We start from the raw sequence: 19371 nt of genomic DNA, 5'->3' as shown, positions 1-19371 counted from the left end.
ATCGTTTTTTAATGGCGCTTTGCCCGCCCGTGGCGGTAACTGCTATAACCGGTACACGCACTCAAGAAAACACGATGGAAAAACCGATGCGAAAGCTCTCGCTTCACGCGTTCTGCGCCACGACCCTGGCCGCCACCGGTCTGTTCGCGGGCGGCAGTGCCAGCGCGGCCCAAGGCTGCGACACCGCCGGGCTCGATCTGCCCGAGGGGTTTTGTGCCACGGCCTTCTCCTCCGATGCGGGCGCGCCACGTCATCTGGCGGTCGCCGACAACGGCGCGGTATACGTGAACCTCGCCAACGATGTCGACGGCCACGGCCTCATGGCACTGCGCGACACCGACAATGATGGCGTCGCCGACAAGCGCAAGACCTTCGGCGAAGGCGGCGGCACCGGGCTGGCGATCCGCGACGGCTGGCTGTATGCGGCGACCGTCACCGATATCTACCGTTACCAGCTTGGCGACAATCTCGTCCCCGAGGGCGAACCCGAGCACATCGTCACCGGTCTGCCGCAGCAGACATCGCACGCCGCGCGGGGGCTCGCCATCAGTGACGACGGCATGCTGTTCGTGAACAACGGCGCGCCGTCCAATGCCTGCCAGGAAAGCGATCGCTCGCCCGGCTCCAAGGGCCAGGACCCCTGTCCGCTGCTCGATAACCACGGCGGCATCTGGCAGTTCTCGGCGACCGAAACCGGACAGCAGTTCCAGCCCGAAACCGAATACGCCACCGGCCTGCGCAACATGTTCGCGCTCGACTGGCACGACGGCCAGCTCTACGGCGCGCAGCATGGTCGCGACCAGCTGTATTCCAACTGGCCGGACACCTTCACCCAGAAGCAGAGCGCGCACCTGCCGGCCGAAGAGCTTTTCGCGATCGACGAGGGCGACCACTTCGGCTGGCCGTTCTGCTACTACGACCCGGAAATGGGCAAGAAGGTACTGGGCCCGGAGTATGACGGTGACGGCAAGAAGGTCGGCCGCTGCGGCGATTACGAGCAGCCCATCGCCGCCTACCCCGCCCACTGGGCGCCGATGGACGTGCTCTTCTACGACGGCGACGGCCTGGGGAGCGCGTACAACGGCGGCGCCTTCATCGCCTTCCACGGCTCCTGGAATCGCGCGCCCAGCCCGCAGGCCGGTTATCGCGTGATCTACCAGCCGTTCGAGAACGGCAAGGCCAGCGGCGAATACGAGGACTTCGCCGGGGCACAGGGCTTTCAGGGCAGCGAGGAAATCAAGTCGCCCGGCAGCGCCGAGCATCGACCCGCCGGACTCGCCCAGGGCAGCGATGGCGCGTTGTATATCAGCGACGATGCCGGGGGCACGATCTTTCGCGTGACCCGCGAGCGTGGTGGCAACGGCTGATCAACGACTGCACTGATTCGTCGCGCTGCGGCGAATCAAGGCACCGGAAAAGCCGGCACATTCCGTGTCGGCTTTTTTGTGTTCGTTACACAGGGCTGGGCCAAAGACGCAAACGTCCAATCATGATTTCCCCACGCCCGCACGAGGGCCTGGAGCCACTCGAGCCTGGCCGTTGATTCAGTGCCAAATGAGTTGGCGCGGAGTTTTTTGGTCCGCTCACGAGTTCGTCGACCCTTTTGTTTCGCACTGCTGTGCGACTCACTTTCTTTTGCTTGTCCAAAAGAAAGTAAGCAAAGGAAAAGGACACCCGAACACAGCGCCGGCGCAAAGCGCCGGTTCACTCCGACACGCAGCGGCGACGGGATGCGGCCAGAACTCGCGTCGCTTTGGCGACGCTCAAACAGGCTGGCCGCACCGGCGCAGTGCGCCGGACACCCGTCGCCACTCCGTGTCTCCGTCGCTGTGCAACGGGCCTGAATACAGACGCGGCGGCCCGACGGTCGCCGTTGGAAAGGCTGCCGAGTAGAAGTTGGATCCCGAGGCTGCGTTCCAGTCGGACTCGCCTTCAGCGTTGTCCGACGAAGATCGCTTTGCGATCTTGGCGAAGCGTTAGCGAGCCGGTCTTTGTCTGTATTCGGTCCCCTTGGGCGTAGCGCCGAGCAGCGCGGGCCGCAAGCGGCCACGTCAATAGACCAGGGACGGCCGGATGTCTAAGCGCAGCGAGTTTCCGGCCGTCCCGCTTGCGGACCGCGATGGGAGGGCATCGGCGCGGAGCGCCGACGCAAGACAGGGTGCCTTTTGTTTTGGTTACTTTTATTTGGGCAAGCAAATAAAAGTGACTCGCACAACAGTGCGAAACTCCAAGCGAAAATCCACCCCAACGTTGATTCAAACCCACAACAACAAGCACAACCGTGATCGCGAGCAGCAAGCGGTTCCGGCCGACCACTCCAAGAGGTCGACCACGACGTAATCCGCAATCCGTCAACGAAAAACGCCCCGGCAAACCGGGGCGTTTCCAACATCGGCGCCAGCAAATGGCGTACTAGAACTTCACGTTCACACCCGCCGTCACCGTACGCCCCGGCTGCGCCACACGCAGGAACGACGTACTGCGCACGATCTCGTCGTCGAGCAGATTGTCGCCACGCAGATAGACGAGCGTATCGACATCATCCAGGCCAGCGAGCCGATAACCGACAAACGCGGTGAGATCGGTGAATCCGGCGGTCTCGTCCTCAAGCGGGCCTTCGCGATTCTGCCGGCTGGCGCGGATCGCTTCGATCGTGCCCAGCCACGTGTCGCTGTCGTAGTCGAGCCCCACGCCGTAGCGTCCCGGCGTGATGCGAGGCAGATTCGTGTCGTTGTCGAGTTCGGCGCGAACATAATCGCCCAGCACGTGGGCCGTAAGGCGGTGTGCGCCTTCGATCAGATCGTAGGCCACCTCCGCTTCGCCGCCGTAGAAGGTGGCGTCGGCGGCGGCATAGTCGATAAGCAGGAACTCGCCGTCGGTATCGAACTCGCCTTCCTCGTTCACCCGATCGGCGATCCCGTCGGCATTCGGCGTGCCGGTGCCGTCGGCGTCCAGCCCGGCATCGACCGAACGCTGGTAGATATAGTCGTCGTAGCGGGTATAGAACAGGCTGGTGTCGAAGCGCAGCCGGCCGTTGATCCGGCTCAGGCCCAGGTCGAAGCTATTGGCGACCTCTTCACCGAAGCGTTCGTTGCCGCGTTCATAGGTGAGCGTAGCCTCGTGCGGGCCGAAGCTGTATAGCTCTTCGGTGGCCGGAGCACGCTCGTAGCGACCGGCCGTCGCGGTGAGCACATAGTGATCGCCGATCGTGCGCTTGGCGCCTAGCGATACGCTGATGGGCGTGTGGTCGGTGTCCGTACGATCTTCGCTGGTGTCCTGTTCCTGGTACTCCACGCGCAGACCGCCCTGCACCGTCCAGTTCTCGCCGATTGGACGCTGTTCCACCCAGAACGCCGCGAGCGACTGGGTATCGGTCGCCGGGACGAAGGATTCCTCTTCGCCGTAGGCTTCGAACTCGCGATCGAGACCCTGTATGCCGAAAACGCCGGTAAAACCCGCGATCGGCGCGTGCTCGGCGGCAATACGGAACTCGGTTTCCTGGTTGTCGAAGAAAGCTTCCGGCGTTTCCTCGCCCTCGGTATGCAGGTAATCGGTATAGGCGCCCGAAAACTCGAGCCGCGCGATGCCGGGCGCGACGTCGTAGACCTCGCCCTTGAGATCGTAGCGATCCTGGGTCAGACGGATCCGCGCCTCTTCGCCGGGAATGCCATATTCACGGCCGAAATGACTGACCGCGCCACCGACATAGCCCCAGTCGCCCGAATACGAACTGCCCACGCTGTAGGTATCGGTATCGGTCGCGCTGTTGTCGATACGCCGATCGTCATCGGCCTGATAGCTGTCGGTCAGGCGCTTCATGCCCTGCACGTTGAGGGAAAAACCGCCGATACCGCCGGTCACGTCCAGACGTTGCAGGCGCTGGCCCAGCGTACTGTCGCCGCGCTCCAGCGTGGCCTCACCGGTGACGCCGTCGGGCGCGGTCGTGGGGATACGATCCGTCACCACGTTGACCACGCCACCGATCGCCCCGGACCCGTAAAGCAGCGTGGACGGGCCCTTGAGCACCTCCACCTGGCGCGCGGAATAGGGGTCGATGCTGACCGCATGATCCTGGCTTAGCGTCGACACGTCGGCCGAGCCCAGCCCGTTTTCCTGTACCCGAACGCGCGCGCCGGACTGACCGCGAATCACCGGCCGGCCCACGCCCTGGCCAAAGTCGGCCGAGCTGATGCCGGGCGTATCCGCCAGCGTTACGCCCAGGCTCTGGCCGCGTTTGCGCGCCAGTTCGGGCCCGGCAACAACGGTCGCCGGCTCGATGGCCTGGCTGGGATCCTGCGCGTCGAACGCCAGGGCCTCGACCGAGATCGGCGCAAGCAGGCCGGTTTCAGCGGCGCTGTCGTTATCGGTCTTGTCGTTGCCTCGATCCTGGGCCAGAGCGGTGTGACCAAGGCCGAGCAGGCAGGCGCCGGCGACCGGCACCACGAATCGTCTATAGCTTGAGTGCGCCATGAGTGAATGTTCTCGTCTGAAAAAGCGGAATCGCGTGGCGGCGATACCGCAGCGGCGGTATCGAAGACCGCGGTACACAACTGGGTTTTACTTGCGTATCAGACGAGAACGGGAGGCGGGCCTCGGCTGGGCGGCGCCATGCGGCAGTCGGGATGACCAGGGAACGATCGCCCGTAGGCGGCCGGTTCGCGCGCGCCAGTGATCACGGCCAGGTCTAGGGCTTCGCGCGGCGGCGCGCTGCCGAAGTGCCCGTGGCCGCAGCTGGGGCAGGCATGGTCGGCGTGCGCCGCGGCAACCGGGTGATCGAACGCATGGACGAGCGTCAGCGCCTGGCCGCATAGCAACACGGCCACCAAAAGCGCAGTGCGTGACGTGTTGTTCCCCATGCCCCAATCGGTTTTTCAGTTCACTGGCGTGAACGACGATCCAATATATTACGTTATAAAATAACTATCAATAGATGCTGCGTGCCGTTCGGGCATGTCGTTGTCGGGCGTGGGCATATCCTTCGCCTGACGTTGTTGCGCAGAGCCGAGAAACGCATGCCGAGAGTCTGCGTGTTCTGACTCAATGGCAGCGATTCGGTCGGTTTGGCATTTCGCATGCCCGCGCCAAATGGGCAGTGCGACAAGCGGATGGAAGCCCTAGAGCATGATCGCTGCTCGAAGTCGCGCGCTTTGAATCAACGTTGGGGTGGATTTTTGCTTGGGGTTTCGCACTGTTGTGCGAGTGACTTTTATTTGCTTGTCCAAATAAAAGTCACCAAAACAAAAGACACCCTGTCTTGCGTCGGCCCTTCGCGCCGATGCCCTGCGCGGCTCCGGCCGAAAGAGGACAGCCGGAAACTCGCCGCGCTACGCGCGACTCAGACATCCGGCTGTCTTATCCGCTTGCGGCCTCCACTGCTCGGCGCTGCGCCCAAGGGACCAATACAAACGAAGACCGGCTCGCTGACGCTTCGCCAAGATCGCAAAGCGACCTTTGTCGGACGATGCCGAAGGCGAGTCCGAGGAAGCGCGGTCCACTGACGACTGTCGGCTCAGCAGGTTAGTAAGGCTCGTCTTGGCTTGTGTATTCAGGCCCGTTGCACAGCGATGGAGACACGGAGTGGCGACGGGTGTCCGGCGCACTGCGCCGGTGCGGCCAGCCTGTTTGAGCGTCGCCAAAGCGACGCGAGCCTAGTTAATTGACCAGGGCCGCATCCCGTCGCCGCTGCTTGTCGGAGTGAACCGGCGCGAAGCGCCGGCGCTGCGCCCGGGTGTCTTTTTTCTTTGCTTACTTTCTTTTGGACAAGCAAAAGAAAGTGAGTCGTGCAGCAGCGCGAAATTGAAGGTCAGACAACCTCGTGAGCGAAACCAAACTCGAAGCTCCGAACCTCACACCAATAAGCACCGACCCCGGACGCCGCCAGATACTAAGCCGCCTTGCGCACCCCCGCCGCACGGGACGCCACCTGCCTCACTTCCTCGTACTCCCCGGCCTTGAACCGCATCAGCCGCAGCCGGTACTCCCAGTTGAAGCCCGGATAGAGCGTCGTGTTCTTGCCGGAATCCGTCAGATACCAGCTGTTACAGCCAGAAGTCCACGAGGTGTATTTCATCCGCCACTGGATACCGCGGTTGAACTTGTCCTGCACCGACTTCTTGACGTCGATGAAGCGCAGCTTCTTCTTCGCGATATGGTCGATCGCCTGCAGCGTGTAATCCATCTGCTGTTCGGTGAAGGCCAGGACCGACGTATGGCTCGGGCCGGTGTTCGGGCCCATCAGAAAGAACAGGTTGGGAAAGCCGGACACGGTCACGCCCTTGTAGGCTTCGGCGCCGTCGTCCCAGGCCGTATCGAGATCGAGACCGCCCCGGCCGGTTACCGGGAACGGCGCGGCCTTGCTCGGCACCTTGAAGCCGGTGGCACAGACGATGGCGTCGACCTCGATCGTTCGGCCGTCCTTTGTGACGATGGCGTTTTCGGTGATGCGCGCCGGGCCGTCGGCGATCAGCTCGACGTTGTCGCGCTGCAGCGCCGGATACCAGTCGTTCGAGATCAGGATGCGCTTGCAGCCGATCTTGTAGTCGGGCGTCACCCGCTCGCGCAGTGCCGCGCTCTTCACCTGTTTGCGAATGTGCGACTTGGCCATCTTCTCGGCCACACGCTTGAGCGGGCCAAAATCCGAAATCACGAACGGCGCGAAGAGTTCGTTGATCCAGTAGATCTTGAGGCGGCGCCGATGCAGCTTGTGCGGCGCGTCGCGGTATTCGGCCTGCTTTTCCTCGGGAATGGGCCGATCCGGTTTGGGCATGATCCAGCTCGGCGTGCGCTGGAAGACCGTAAGCTGGTCGGCCTGTTTCGCGACCTCGGGCACCACCTGAATCGCGCTCGCGCCGGAACCGATCACCGCGACGCGCTTGCCGGCCAGGTCGTAGTCGTCATCCCACTTCGCGGTGTGCATGAGCTTGCCGGCGAAATCGTCCAGGCCATCGATAGGGGGCCACGCCGGGTCCGCCAGCGCGCCGACCGCCGAGATCACGACATTGGCTGTCAGCATCTGCCCGTCGGCCGTGTGCACATGCCATATCCCCGCCTCCTCGTCGAAATCGGAGCCGACGATGGTGGTATCGAAGCGCACGTGCTCGCGCAGCCTGTACTTGTCGGTACACCGCTTGATGTAGTCGAGAATTTCCGGCTGCTGGCCGAAGCTGCGCGACCAGGTCGCGCTCTGCTCGAAGGAAAACGAGTACAGATGCGAGTGCACGTCACAGGCCGCGCCCGGATAGTGGTTATCGCGCCAGGTGCCGCCGACCTCGCTGCCGCGCTCTAGAATCGTGAAGTTGTCCACGCCGGCCTCCTTGAGCCGGATCGCCATGCCCAGGCCGGAGAAACCCGCACCGACAATGGCGATATGCATGTCGGTATCGATCTTCGGATGACTCGACAGCGGGTTGAAACGGGATACGAGTTCGGAAACGGCCATGGGGCACTCCGTGGCATCGGGGATGGGGGCAGGCAGCGCCTGCGAGAGTGAAAATAGCAATTTCCGCTGTTTCTGACAAGGCGCAATGTCAGATTTGGGATACGACGCTGGCGGCACGGTAATGCCGTTGGCTGGCCAGTGATCGGGCTGGCGGGTTACCGTGCCTGATAATCATTCCCATCCGGACCACGGCCCGCCTTCCAGCGCCCCGGCCGCCCGGACCACGCCAACCGGCCCGGCTGCGATGTTCGCTCGCCATTTTCACGATCATCTCGAGAGTTTCGACGACGCGCTCGTTGCACAGGCGCCACACGAGGCGCGCATGACGCCCGGCGCCGACGTGCTCGACGCGGAGGCGTTCGCCGAACGCCTTGCGGCGTTCAAGACGGATCGCGGCTGTCACGACGATCGCGCCGCGGCGTCGCAGTGGTCGAAATGGTTCTTCAGCCGCCTGATCATCCCGACCACGGTGGCCCAGCTCGCGACCGATCAACGGCTGACCTGCGCCTGGTCCGATCTGGCTGTTGCCTGGCATGCCGATGCCACGCCCCGTTGCTTCGTGGTGAAAGCGCCGTATTTCAAAGCCGGCGACGGCGCCGACCTGTCCGCCCTCATCGATGCCCTGCTCTGCCCGTTCGTCGAGGCGTTGACGCGCTACTGCCGGCTGTCGGCGCGGGTGTTCTGGAGCAACGCCGCGATGTACTACGACTGGGTGGTGGGCGAGCTGGCACGCCAGGGCCGGATTCCAGCCGACCGCGTGGCGCTGGCGGCTGCCCTGCTGGATGCGCCCACGCGGCCGGACGGCGGCTTCAACCCTTTCGACCGCGCCCACCGCATCTGCAAGCCCGGTGCGCTCGACGGCAACGACGAGCCGATCGTGCGCTGCCGGCGGCTGTGCTGCATGCGCGATCTGGACTCGAAATGGGGGCTGTGCGCCAATTGTCCCCGGGTCGTGCATTACGACGCGGCCACGCCTGCCGCGGTCGGCCGCTGATGGCCCTGCTTCGTCTGATCCTGCGCGACTATCGCGCTGCGTTCATCGGCGTACTCGTGGCCAGCGTCGCAAGCGCTGCGCTGGGCATCGGCGTGATCGCGTTCATCAATCAGCGCCTGATCGAGACCACGGCCAACCCGCTGGCGGCGATGCCGCAGTTCTTCGGCCTGATTCTGCTCCTGCTCGCCGTGTCGCTCGTCGCCCAGCTCGGGCTGACCGTGCTCGGCCATCAGTTCGTGTTCGACCTGCGATCGCGGCTGGTCAAGCGGATCATGGATACCGATATCGAGCGTATCGACGCGCTTGGCAGCGCGCCGCTGCTGGCCAGCCTGTCGGCGGATATCCGCAACGTGACCATCGCCTTCGTGCGCCTGCCGGAACTGGTACAGGGCACGATCCTGACGCTTGCCAGCATCGGCTATCTCGCCTGGCTGTCACCACAGATCCTGGTGATCACCGCCGCATGGATCGGCCTGACCATGGCGGTGGGCGCCTGGCTGGTGCAGCGGGTCTATTACCATCTGCGCCATGTCCGCGACGCCGAGGATGCGCTCCAGCAGGATTACGAAACCGTGATCGGCGGCCGCAAGGAACTGGGCCTGAACCGCGACCGCGCACGGCAGCTGTTCGATTCGGTCTATACCGAGAACGCGCGCCGCTATCGTCATCACATCATTCGCTCGGACACCTTCCATCTGTCGGCGAACAACTGGGCGAACATCATGATGCTCGGCGCCATCGGCGTGGTGTTCTTCCTCGCCAACGGCCTGGGCTGGGCCAGCACCTCGGTGGCGGCCACCTACGCGCTCACGATCCTGTTTCTGCGCACGCCCATGATCCAGGCGATCGGCGCCCTGCCGACGCTCATCAACGCCCAGGTCGCCTTCGACAAGCTCGCCACGCTCACGCTGGCCGACTACGAGCCCCGCTTCGATACGCCCGCGCCGATCAAGCGCGAGTGGAAGACCATCGAGCTACGCGATGTGACCTTTGCCTACGGCCATGCCGAAGGCGACAGCGGCTTCGGCATCGGCCCGATCAACCTCACCCTGCGCCGCGGCGAACTGGTCTTTCTGATCGGCGGCAACGGCAGCGGCAAGACCACCCTGGCGCGGCTGCTGACCGGCCTGTACCGCCCGGTCTCCGGCGAGATCTGTATCGACGATGTGCCGGTGCGGGCCAGCGATCGCGCCGCCTATCGACGCCTGTTCACGGCCGTGTTCACCGATTTCCATCTGTTCGACCGGCTGCTCAGCGTCGACGGGGCACCGGCAAGCCAGCCGTTCATCGACGACTGGCGCGCACGGCTCGGCCTGACCGACAAGCTCGATCTCGACGGCGCGCGGATTCGCGATACCCGCCTCTCCCAGGGGCAGCGCAAGCGTGTCGCGCTCATGCTCGCGCTTGCGGAGTCCCGCGACGTCCTGCTGCTCGACGAATGGGCCGCCGACCAAGACCCGCAGTTCCGGCGGGTGTTCTATCGCGACCTGCTGCCCGCCTTTCGCGAGCGCGGCCATACCGTGTTCGCGATCAGTCATGACGACAGCTATTTCGAACATGCCGATCGGCTGCTGGAAATGCGCGACGGCCGGCTGCATGAACTCACGGGCGCAATGCGCGAGCGCGCCAGCCGGGATGCCATAGCCCAGCTGCACGACGGCTGACGGCACACCCCCGGCACGACGCGGCAGTTGCGCGCTCGTAATGAGAATTATTATCATCCGATTTGGGGGCTGGGTCGACCATGTGACGGCCGGCGAACAACGCATTCTCTGGGGGCCGCACATCATGTCCAAGGCATCTTTCACCGGGATCCAGCCGCTTCGGCTGCATCGTCATTGTTTCGTGCTCGGTATCGCGACGGCTGCTGCGCCGCTGGTCGGTCTGGCGCAGGACACGGCATCGTCCGAAGGGGTGCTTGCCCCGCTGGTCATTGCCGAAACCGCGCTGAAGGTCGAGGCCCCGCTGGCCGAAACACCGCGCCCGGTCTCCGTGGTCGACGAGCAGGAGCTCGAGGAGCGCAACGTCCAGAGTCTGGACGAGGCGTTTCGCTACCGCGCCGGCGTGCTGTCCGGCCACTACGGGGCCGACAACAACACCGACTGGTTCAAGATCCGCGGCTTCGATCAATCGACCTACCAGGACGGCCTGCGCATCTATCGCGAGGGTTTCTACCAGTGGCTGCCCGAGCCCTACGGCCTGGAACGCGTCGAGGTCTTCAAGGGGCCGTCGTCCATCCTCTACGGCGAGGCGCCGCCCGGCGGCCTGATCAACGCGGTGAGCAAACGCCCGACGCGCGAGGCGCGCGGCCGTGTCGATTTCGGCATCGGCACGCGCGGCTATCACCGCATCGGCATCGATACATCCGGCCCGGTGAACGAATCCGAGCGGGTGCAGTACCGTCTCGTCGGGCTCTACAAGTCGCGCGACGGCGATCTCGACTATACCGAGAACGACCGCGTCTACGTTGCGCCGAGCATGAACATCGATTTCTCCGACGACACGTCGCTCACGTTGCTTGCCAGCCTCCAGCACGACGACGGGATCCCCACCAACCCGTTCAAACTGCCCTACGGCACCGTTCAGGACACGCCTTTCGGCAAGGTGGACCCGCAGACCAACTACAGCGAACCCGGCTACGACCGCGACCGCCGCACGCAGAGCGCGCTCGGCTACGAGTTGGAGCATGCGGTCAACGACACCTGGACGTTCGAACAGAACCTGCGCTACAGCCATCTCGATCTCGACCTGCGCAGCAGCTACGTGCTCGCGCGCTCCGGCGAGCGCGAGGGTTCGCGGGGCCTGACGCTGCGTGACGGCACCACCGAAAGCTGGACCGTGGACAACCGCTTCGTCGGCCGCTGGGCCACCCGGCGCACCGAAAACACGCTGCTCATCGGCCTCGATTATCAGGATCTGCAGATCCGCGGCGAGGAGGCCGACCTGTTCTCCTTCGGCGCGCCGATCGACCTGTTCGATCCGCAGTACGGCAACTTCGATCCGGTGCCCGAAAGCGCGCGCATCGACCGCGCTATCGATACCCGCCAGACCGGGCTTTATATCCAGAACCAGTTTCGTCTCGACGATCGCTGGGTGCTGCTCGGCGGGGTGCGCTACGACGACGCCAAGACCGACAACGTGAACCGCACCACCGGCGTCACCCAGCGTTCGGACGACGACGAATTCTCGTTTTCCGGCGGCCTGATGTATCTCGCCGACAACGGGCTGTCGCCGTATCTGAGCTACACGGAGTCCTTCGATCCGCTCGGCCGCAACACGGCCGAGGGCGAGCTCTACGAGCCGCGCGAGGGCCAGCAGTGGGAAGCCGGGCTCAAATACGCGCCCGACGGCTGGGACGGCTACGCCACGCTCGCCGTTTTCGATCTCGAGGAGAGCAACACCCTCATCACGTCGCCGGCCGGTTTTCAGACCCAGGCTGGTACCCGCGAATCACAAGGCGTGGAACTCGAGACCGTTGGCTATCTCACCGACAGCCTGCAGGCTACCGCCACTTACTCGTATACCAGTGCGCGGGTCGATCAATCCGTCGAGCAGCGCAACCTGCGCGCCGCACTCATTCCGCGTCATCAGGCTTCGCTGTGGCTCGACTATGCTTTCGCCGGTGACGTCGCCGAGGGGCTTACGCTCGGCGGCGGCGGACGTTACGTGGGCGAAAGCGTGGACGGCGACATCACCGTGCCCGACTACACCGTGTTCGACGCCGCCGTCAGCTACGACGTATCGCCGCAATGGCGTGCCCAGGTCAACGTGACCAATGTGTTCGACAAGGAATACGTGGCCAGCTGCGACTACTGGTGCTACTACGGCGAATCGCGCGGCGTGCTCGGCAATCTGAGCTATCGCTGGTAAGCAACACCCGGATGCCCCGCGGCTGCAACAGCCGCGGGGCATCGGCACACCTGCCGCTGCCCGACGCCCTCGCGCGAGTCGACCTGAGAGCCGGATAGCCCGTGCGCCACGACGTCCACGCGGCACTGTCCCACGCCGGGTGATCGCCACACGTCATGGCGACCGGCGTTGCGGGATCGTGTCACATGCGCCGCAGCCGCCACATGAAATAGCTGCCGCCGATCAGGGTCGCGACCAGACCCGCCGGAATCTCGCTCGGGAACAGCACCACGCGGCCGGCCCAGTCCGCCAGAATCATCAATAGCGCCCCGATGACGACCGCGCCCGCCAGTTGTTCGCGGGCCCGCGTAAGCCCCAGCAGCCGCGCCATATGTGGCGCGAGCAGCCCCACGAAACTCAGCGGCCCCACCACCAGCGTCGCGCCCGCGGTGAGCACCGCCACCACAGCCAGCAACAACAGTCGGCTGAAGGTCACGTTCACCCCCAGGGCGCGTGCCGTGGGCACACCCAGCGGCAACAGGTCGAGCCAGGCGGCAAGCGGGCGCGTCGCCAGCAGCAGAACCGCGGCAAGTGCGGTGACGGTCAGCGCCAGCGGCATATCGACGTAGTAGGTCGTGCCCGACATCCAGGCCAGCAGCTGCTGGGTGCGCGGGTCGCTGCCGGCGAGCACGATCTTGGAGATCGCGTCGAACAGGAACAGCACGCTGATGCCGGTGAGCAGCACGCGCTCGGGCTCGAAGTCACTGCGCGCATTGAGTACGACCAGCAGCGCCAGCGTCGCGAAGGCGCCGAAAATGCCCGCGCCGAGCATGACCGACGTACCGGCCGCCGGCCATAGCAGAATCACCGCGAGCACGCCCATGGCGGTACCGGCACTGATGCCGAGCACTTCGGGGCTGGCCATGGGATTGCCCGACACGCGCTGAATGATGGTGCCCGCCAGCGACAACATCAGCCCCGCGGCGCCGGCCGCGAGCACGCGCGGCAGACGCCAGGCGCCGGTTTCGGCCCAGGGCAGCTGCAACGGCCACGTCCAGCCGTCGGCACCGCGGCCGACGAGCAGCGCAATCACCACCATGGCAGCCGCCGCGACCACGAGGGCCAAAAGCAACCGCGACGGCGCCCGCAGGCGCACGGTCGGCGCTTCGGCCATGGTCTGCGGCACCGGCCGGCGCATGTTGAGCCGCGGAATCAACCACAGTAGCAGCGGCGCGCCGAGCGCGGCCGTGGTGGCGCCGGTGGGAATCAGCGCGGCGGAATCGTGGGTGGTCAGCTGCAGCACCTGATCGGTCACCGCGAGCAGCAGCGCACCGAGCACCGGCGCCCAGACCAGCCGCGCCTTGAGCGTACGCGCGCCGGCCAGACGCACGATGGACGGCGCGGCCAGGCCGACGAAACCGATCACGCCCAGCTCCACCACCACGACGGAGGCAACGAACACGGCCACGCCCAGCGCGCCGGCGCGCAGATACTGCAGCGACACGCCGAGATTCTTCGCGTTCACATCATCGAGATCGAGCAGCGCGAGCGCCCGCGAGAGCGCGGTGGCGGCCAACGCGCCGATCGCCAGCCGCGGCAGCAGGTAGAACACGCCGTCCCAGTTGTTCTGGGCCAGCGAACCGGCGCCCCAGATCATCATCCCGCGCAGCGCTTCCTGATTGAACAGCAGCAGCACGACCACCAGCGCGCCGAGATAGAGATTGACAACCAGCCCCGCGAGCACGACGACCGTGGGCGCCAGCGCGCGTCGCCAGGCGAGCGCGAACACAAGCCCCATGGCGGCCGCGCCGCCGACAAAACCCACCACGCCACGCACATGCAGCAACAGCCAGGGCGCGAAAAGCGTGGCCAGCAACAACGCCAGATGCACGCCGCTGACCACGCCGAGCGTCGTCGGTGCCGCCAGCGGGTTGCGCAACGTCTGTTGCATGAGTACGCCCGCCAGCGCGAGCCCGGCACCGCCCAACAGCGATGCCACGAGCCGGGGCAGCCAGTTGTAGCGCAGCAGTATGCCGGTCAGAGAATCGCCGGGCGCCGCCAACATGCCCAGGCCACCCGGCATGATCGTGGCCAGCGCCCACACACAGGCCACGCCGAGCACGACAAGAAACAGGCTGCACAGACGCGTGGGCGTCACGGCGCACTCTCCGGCGTCTCGGTTTCGCCCGCCGTCTCGCGGCCATCATAGGCCGCGGCGAGTCCGCGCGCGAAACGCGTCGCCGAGGGTAGCCCGCCAAAGCTCCAGACCGCGGGCAGATCGAGGATCGGCCGGTCGCGCACGGCGGGCAGGCTCTGCCAGAGCACGCTGCTGGCGATCTCCTCGGCCACGCCGACCGGCATGGGATCGAGCACGGCCATGCGGGCATTCTCGATCGCCGCGAGGCGCTCGATCGGCACCAACGCAAAGCCCCAGAAATTGGTCTGTTCCTGCCACGCGTTGGCGACGCCCATGCGGGTCATGACGTTGCCAATGAGGCTGTTGTCGCCGAACACGCGCACATGACGGGCATCGATGAACTGGATGACGAGCAGCGGCTCGGGATCGGCAGGCAGGCGTCTGGCCGCCGCCTCGATGTCGGCCCGGGTCGTTTCGATCAGCTGCTCGGCGGCGGCCTCGCGGTGCACCAGCCGGGCGAGCTTGCGGGTGGACTCGACGGTGTTATCCCAGGCCGAGCCCTCGTGGTAGTAGACATCGATACTTTCGACCGACGCGACCTGGGCAAGGCGCGTGCGCGAGTTCGCGTACATCGGCGTGATCGTGATCGCGTCGAGATCCAGCTGCGACAGCAGTTCCATGTTCGGCTGTACGCGCAGGCCGAGTTCGCGTACCGAATCCGGCACGGCCGGGCCGCCGACCCAGTCGCCATACGAGGCGATCTGCGCCATGGCAACCGGCGCCGCGCCGATCGCGATCAGCGTCTGGGCCTGGCCCCAGTCGATGGCAGCGACGCGCGGCGTGGGCTGCGCGTTCGCCACGCCCAGGCCGCCCGAAACAAACAGGGCCAGCCCCACGAGCCAGCCCACAAGACACGAGCGCCTCGCGCCCGCGAAGCGTCGCGCGCGTACGGCCCGCGTCACTGGACGACGGCGATCGGGTGATTGTCGGCAGGATGCGGCATCACGCTCATGCGGATGCCGTAGATCGCTTCCAGGGTGGCATCGCGCATGAGTTCGCTCGGCGCCCCCTGTGCGAGCAGCCGGCCGTCGCGTAGCGCCACGAGGTGGTCGCAGTAACGCGAGACCATGTTCACGTCGTGCAGCACGATGATCACGCCCAGCCCGAGCGAACCGGCCAGTTCGCGGATCAACGCCAGCGTATCGACCTGATGGGCGATATCCAGCGCCGACAGCGGCTCGTCGAGCAGCAGAAAGCGGCTGCCCTGGGCCAGCAGCATGGCGATCCAGACGCGTTGCTTCTCGCCGCCGGAGAGCGTGTCGACCATGCGGTCGCTCATGCTGGCGGTATGGGTGAGATCGAGCGCGCGTTCGACCTGGCGCTTGTCCTCGCGCGACATCCGCCCGAGCAGCCCGTGCCAGGGGTAGCGGCCGAAAGCCACGAGTTCCCGCACCGTCAGGCTGGACGCGCTGGGCAGATGCTGCGGCAGGTAGGCCACCTCGCGCGCGAACTCGCGATGCCCCCAGCGATCGATGGAACGCCCGTTGAGACAGATCTCGCCGCAACTGGCGCACTGCTGGCGCGCCATCAGCTTGAGCAGGGTGGATTTGCCGGAGCCGTTGTGTCCGATCAAGCCATAGACCAGACCCTGCTTGAAGCACAGGTCGGTGGCTTCGAGCAGGCAACGGCCATTGACCTCGAAGCGGGCGGCATTGAGTTCGAACATGACCTTCTCCGCGGCGTTCGCGGTCGGCGCGCGGCCGCGCGTGATTCGGCAAAGACAGCTGGAGAATAAGCTAAATACGAATGCTTATCAAAAAGGAGGCGCGCCGCCTTACCGCCGCGCAAAAGCCCGCGAAGCGCGCCGCCCGGGCGCCGGCGCACATGCTCGCGAGCCTTGCGTCGGGGGCTTAAGCTGATCGCTATCGCCTCAACCAAGGAACGACCGGTCATGTCGATTCTGCAGAAACTGCGCGCCTGGCTCGGCTTTTCCGAACAGCGCGAGGCCGCACCTCCGCCCGACCACCCTGCACCGCAGGCCACGGCCGAGAAACGCCCGACACCGGTGGGCGTCATCGCGCTCGAACAGGCCTATGCGGCCTATCAGGACGGCGCGCGCTTCATCGACGTGCGTGAGCCCGATGAATGGGCGAACGGCCATATTGCGGGCGCCGTACATCACCCGGTGGGCGGTCTCGAACAGCAGGCAGAGATCACCGTCACGCGTGACACGCCGGTCGTCACCTACTGCGCCGCGGGCGCACGGGCGGCGCGCGCCGCGTCGGCCCTGGCCGCCAACGGCTACACCGACGTTCAGGCCTTGCAGAGCGGTTATGCGGACTGGGCTGCGGCCGGTTACCCGGTCGAACGCCCGGGTAACGACACCGCGCCGTGACCACCACTCGGCGGGCCCTGCTGGTCGGCGCGGGCCATGCGCATCTGCACGTTGCCGCACACGCCGACCGGCTGGCGCGCGCCGGGCTCGACGTCAGCCTGATCGACCCGGGCACGTTCTGGTACTCGGGCCGCGCGACCGGCATGCTCGGCGGGCAGTTCACCGCGGCGCAGGACCAGATCGATCCGCGTGAGGTCATCGAACGCGCAGGCGGGCGATTCATCGCCGGGCGTGTCGAGCACATCGATCGCGCGGCACGACAAGTTCGGCTGGACGACGGACGGCACTGCGACTACGACTGGCTATCCGTCAACGTTGGCAGTGGTGTTCGTCAGCATGCGATCGCCGGCTGCGCAGACGACACGAGCTGCTGGCCGGTCAAGCCGATCGCGCAGCTCGACCGCCTGCACCGGACACTCAAGCACGCCTACGACGCCGGCGAAACGCCCGCGGTGGTCGTCGTCGGCGGCGGCGCCACCGGCTGCGAGATCGCGGCCAATATCGCCGCACTCGCCCGACGCGCGTCGCGCCCGTCGACCGTCACCCTGCTGCAGGCGCACGACCGCCTCGCCCCGGCCCTGCCCGCCGGCGCCAGCCGCCGTCTTGCCCACTGCCTGCAGGCCATGGGCATCACGCTGAAATTCAACACGCGGGCCGTCGAGCGCCACGGCGCGACCCTCACGCTCGACAGCGATGTGTCGATCGCAGCGGATCACGTGGTGCTCGCCACCGGGCTGGCCGCGCCCCCCTGGCTCGGTGGGCTGGGCCTGCGTTTCGATGACGGCGTGGTCGTCGACGACACGCTGCGCAGCGTCGACGACCCGCGCCTGTTCGCGGTCGGCGACTGTGCTCGCAGCGACACGCACGACCGACCGCGTCTGGGCGTATTCGGGGTGCGCCAGGCGCCGGTACTGCTGGCCAATCTGGAAGCCGTCGCGACCGGCGCACCGCTGCAGCGCTACACGCCGCAATCGAAATGGTTGTCGATCCTGGATCTCGGCGACGGCACCGGGCTGGCGACCCGTGGCAAGCACTGGTGGCACGGGCGCACGAGCGCGTGGCTCAAGCACTGGCTGGACCGCCGCTTTATCGACAGCTATCGCTGACATTCGGGCGCATTTTGCGCGCACGGCTACGCCCGACCGGCACGTGCTGCGCTGCGCCATCGCCGCGCGGCGTTTACGGCCAAACGCAGGCATGCTTGCGCCTCGCGGCGCGTGCCCGTCCCCGGGCGCAGCATACGCACGGCGATACACGTTGACGCGCACCGTACGGACGCCGATATTGAACGTTTTACCCACCGGCGCCTGCGCTATGCATAGACTGGGCACTGCCGCTGTGATCGGGAGAAACACGTTGCAACGCCGAGACCGCATTCATCTTCGAGGCACGCGCTGATGAGCGCCGTGATCGAGGCCATCGAGTACATGCTGCCGGCGCGCACCGAATCGATCGAGGAGATCGCGGCGCGCTTTCCGAACTGGCCGCTGGAAAAGATCGCGGAAAAGACCGGCATCCGGGCCCGCCATGTCGCCTCCGACGAGGAATGCGCTTCGGACTTCGGCGTGATTGCGGCGCGCGATTTGATCGAGCGCACCGGCACGGACCCCGCCGAGATCGATTACCTGATCTTCTGCACCCAGAGCCCCGACTACCTGGCGCCGACCACCGCCTGCCTGGTGCAGGAACGGCTCGGCCTGCCCACCCATATCGGCGCGCTGGATATCAATCTCGGGTGTTCCGGCTATATCTATGCGCTCGGCGTGGCCAAGGCGCTGATCGAAACCGGCCAATCGCAGAAATTGCTGCTCGTCACCGCCGACACCTACAGCAAGTTCGTCAATCCCGGCGACAAGAGTGTGCGCGCGCTGTTCGGCGATGCCGCGGCGGCCACGCTCATGAGCGCGCGCGAGGGCGCGCCGAGCATCGGCCCTTTCGTCTACGGCACCGACGGCCGCGGCGCACAGGATCTCATCGTGCCCAACAGCGGCCTGCGCAATCGCGCGGCCGAGCTGCCGGTCGAGGAATACACCGACCGCCACGGCAACACGCGCAGCGATCACAACATCTACATGAACGGTCGTGCGGTGATCGAATTCACCCTGCGCGAAGTGCCCAAGGCCATCGACGCTTTGTGCACGAAGGCCGGCGTCGGTCTCGACGAGATCGACGCCGTGGTTCCCCACCAGGCCAGTGCCACGGTGCTCGAAGGCATCCGCAAGAAACTCGATCTGCCGCGCGAGCGTTTCGTGGTGTGCATGGAGGACATCGGCAACACCGTGTCCTGCAGTGTGCCGATCGCCATGAAACGCGCCATCGGCAACGGCCAGATCAAGCCGGGCGCCCTGCTCCTGCTGGTCGGCTTCGGCGTGGGCCTGTCGTGGGGCGCGACGCTCGTGCGTCTGCCGACGGATTTCGCCATCGACTGAGCGGTCGGCCTGCGGGCGCGTCGCGGCCGAACGCCGCCGCCCGCCACGCCAACCTGAAACGCGCTATTCGAGCGCCGTAAGGGCTCCCACCCGGGGCTTTTTTTCGCCTCGCGCGCGACAATCGGGGCG

General features: G+C 65.8%; 12 protein-coding genes. 7 read left to right on the top strand and 5 right to left on the bottom strand.

Annotation, left to right across the window (positions count from 1 at the left end; genetic code table 11):
• Nucleotides 1-74: 74 nt before the first annotated feature.
• On the top strand, nt 75-1367 hold the full coding sequence (locus J7355_RS00650; protein WP_209058915.1) for a PQQ-dependent sugar dehydrogenase: 1293 nt from the start codon (nt 75-77) through the stop codon (nt 1365-1367).
• 1045 nt (nt 1368-2412) lie between these two features.
• Here J7355_RS00650 and J7355_RS00645 read toward each other — a convergent pair.
• Entirely contained in the window at nt 2413-4470 is a 2058-nt protein-coding gene (locus tag J7355_RS00645) for a TonB-dependent receptor (protein WP_209058913.1), read from the bottom strand.
• A gap of 1414 nt (nt 4471-5884) precedes the next feature.
• Nucleotides 5885-7438: an NAD(P)/FAD-dependent oxidoreductase gene (locus J7355_RS00640; protein ID WP_209058911.1), complete on the bottom strand. Its 1554-nt coding sequence runs from the start codon at nt 7436-7438 to the stop codon at nt 5885-5887.
• A gap of 160 nt (nt 7439-7598) precedes the next feature.
• On the opposite strand from J7355_RS00640, the gene fhuF reads away from it, so the two are divergent.
• The 3 genes from fhuF to J7355_RS00625 all read left to right on the top strand — a co-directional run bounded on the left by fhuF (nt 7599) and on the right by J7355_RS00625 (nt 12302).
• Nucleotides 7599-8432, top strand: coding sequence for a siderophore-iron reductase FhuF (gene fhuF, locus J7355_RS00635; protein ID WP_209058908.1), 834 nt, complete (start codon nt 7599-7601; stop codon nt 8430-8432).
• Nucleotides 8432-10096: a multidrug ABC transporter permease/ATP-binding protein gene (locus tag J7355_RS00630; protein WP_209058905.1), complete on the top strand. Its 1665-nt coding sequence runs from the start codon at nt 8432-8434 to the stop codon at nt 10094-10096. The genes fhuF and J7355_RS00630 overlap by 1 nt, the downstream gene beginning before the upstream one ends.
• A gap of 124 nt (nt 10097-10220) precedes the next feature.
• Complete coding sequence (locus J7355_RS00625) at nt 10221-12302, top strand: TonB-dependent siderophore receptor (RefSeq protein WP_209058903.1); 2082 nt, start codon at nt 10221-10223, stop codon at nt 12300-12302.
• Nucleotides 12303-12483: 181 nt separating this feature from the next.
• On the opposite strand, the gene fhuB is transcribed toward J7355_RS00625, so the two are convergent.
• Genes fhuB through J7355_RS00610 form a run of 3 tightly spaced genes read right to left on the bottom strand, consistent with a single transcriptional unit; the run spans nt 12484 to nt 16144 of the window.
• Nucleotides 12484-14439 (bottom strand): Fe(3+)-hydroxamate ABC transporter permease FhuB, encoded by a 1956-nt coding sequence (fhuB, locus tag J7355_RS00620; RefSeq protein WP_209058901.1) that lies wholly within the window; start codon nt 14437-14439, stop codon nt 12484-12486.
• Nucleotides 14436-15326, bottom strand: coding sequence for an ABC transporter substrate-binding protein (locus J7355_RS00615; RefSeq protein WP_209058899.1), 891 nt, complete (start codon nt 15324-15326; stop codon nt 14436-14438). Before J7355_RS00615 ends, fhuB begins: the two co-directional genes overlap by 4 nt.
• Before the next feature lie 50 nt (nt 15327-15376).
• Nucleotides 15377-16144 carry an ATP-binding cassette domain-containing protein gene (locus J7355_RS00610; RefSeq protein ID WP_209058898.1) on the bottom strand — a complete coding sequence of 256 codons (768 nt, stop codon included), beginning with the start codon at nt 16142-16144 and terminating at the stop codon, nt 15377-15379.
• Between the two features lie 225 nt (nt 16145-16369).
• On the opposite strand from J7355_RS00610, the gene J7355_RS00605 reads away from it, so the two are divergent.
• From J7355_RS00605 to J7355_RS00595, 3 genes are all read left to right on the top strand, one after another.
• Nucleotides 16370-16813 (top strand): rhodanese-like domain-containing protein, encoded by a 444-nt coding sequence (locus tag J7355_RS00605; protein ID WP_209058897.1) that lies wholly within the window; start codon nt 16370-16372, stop codon nt 16811-16813.
• Complete coding sequence (locus J7355_RS00600; protein ID WP_209058896.1) at nt 16810-17919, top strand: FAD-dependent oxidoreductase; 1110 nt, start codon at nt 16810-16812, stop codon at nt 17917-17919. Before J7355_RS00605 ends, J7355_RS00600 begins: the two co-directional genes overlap by 4 nt.
• A gap of 291 nt (nt 17920-18210) precedes the next feature.
• The gene (locus J7355_RS00595; RefSeq protein WP_209058894.1) at nt 18211-19242 is read left to right on the top strand and encodes a ketoacyl-ACP synthase III; all 1032 of its coding nucleotides are present in this window, start codon (nt 18211-18213) and stop codon (nt 19240-19242) included.
• The last annotated feature ends 129 nt before the right edge of the window (nt 19243-19371 follow it).

It is taken from the genome of Endozoicomonas sp. G2_2 (assembly GCF_017744135.1).
Classification (GTDB): domain Bacteria; phylum Pseudomonadota; class Gammaproteobacteria; order Nevskiales; family Salinisphaeraceae; genus Salinisphaera.
Note: the sequence above shows the minus strand (reverse complement) of the source record. Positions and strands in the feature narration are given on the sequence as shown.

Excerpts from the sequence above, each read along its gene's own strand:
- J7355_RS00625 (WP_209058903.1), top strand. The coding sequence starts at position 10,221 with ATGTCCAAGGCATCTTTCACCGGGATCCAGCCGCTTCGGCTGCATCGT.
- J7355_RS00630 (WP_209058905.1), top strand. The coding sequence starts at position 8,432 with ATGGCCCTGCTTCGTCTGATCCTGCGCGACTATCGCGCTGCGTTCATC.
- J7355_RS00610 (WP_209058898.1), bottom strand. The coding sequence starts at position 16,144 with ATGTTCGAACTCAATGCCGCCCGCTTCGAGGTCAATGGCCGTTGCCTG.
- J7355_RS00650 (WP_209058915.1), top strand. The coding sequence starts at position 75 with ATGGAAAAACCGATGCGAAAGCTCTCGCTTCACGCGTTCTGCGCCACG.
- J7355_RS00595 (WP_209058894.1), top strand. The coding sequence starts at position 18,211 with ATGAGCGCCGTGATCGAGGCCATCGAGTACATGCTGCCGGCGCGCACC.
- J7355_RS00605 (WP_209058897.1), top strand. The coding sequence starts at position 16,370 with ATGTCGATTCTGCAGAAACTGCGCGCCTGGCTCGGCTTTTCCGAACAG.
- J7355_RS00645 (WP_209058913.1), bottom strand. The coding sequence starts at position 4,470 with ATGGCGCACTCAAGCTATAGACGATTCGTGGTGCCGGTCGCCGGCGCC.
- J7355_RS00640 (WP_209058911.1), bottom strand. The coding sequence starts at position 7,438 with ATGGCCGTTTCCGAACTCGTATCCCGTTTCAACCCGCTGTCGAGTCAT.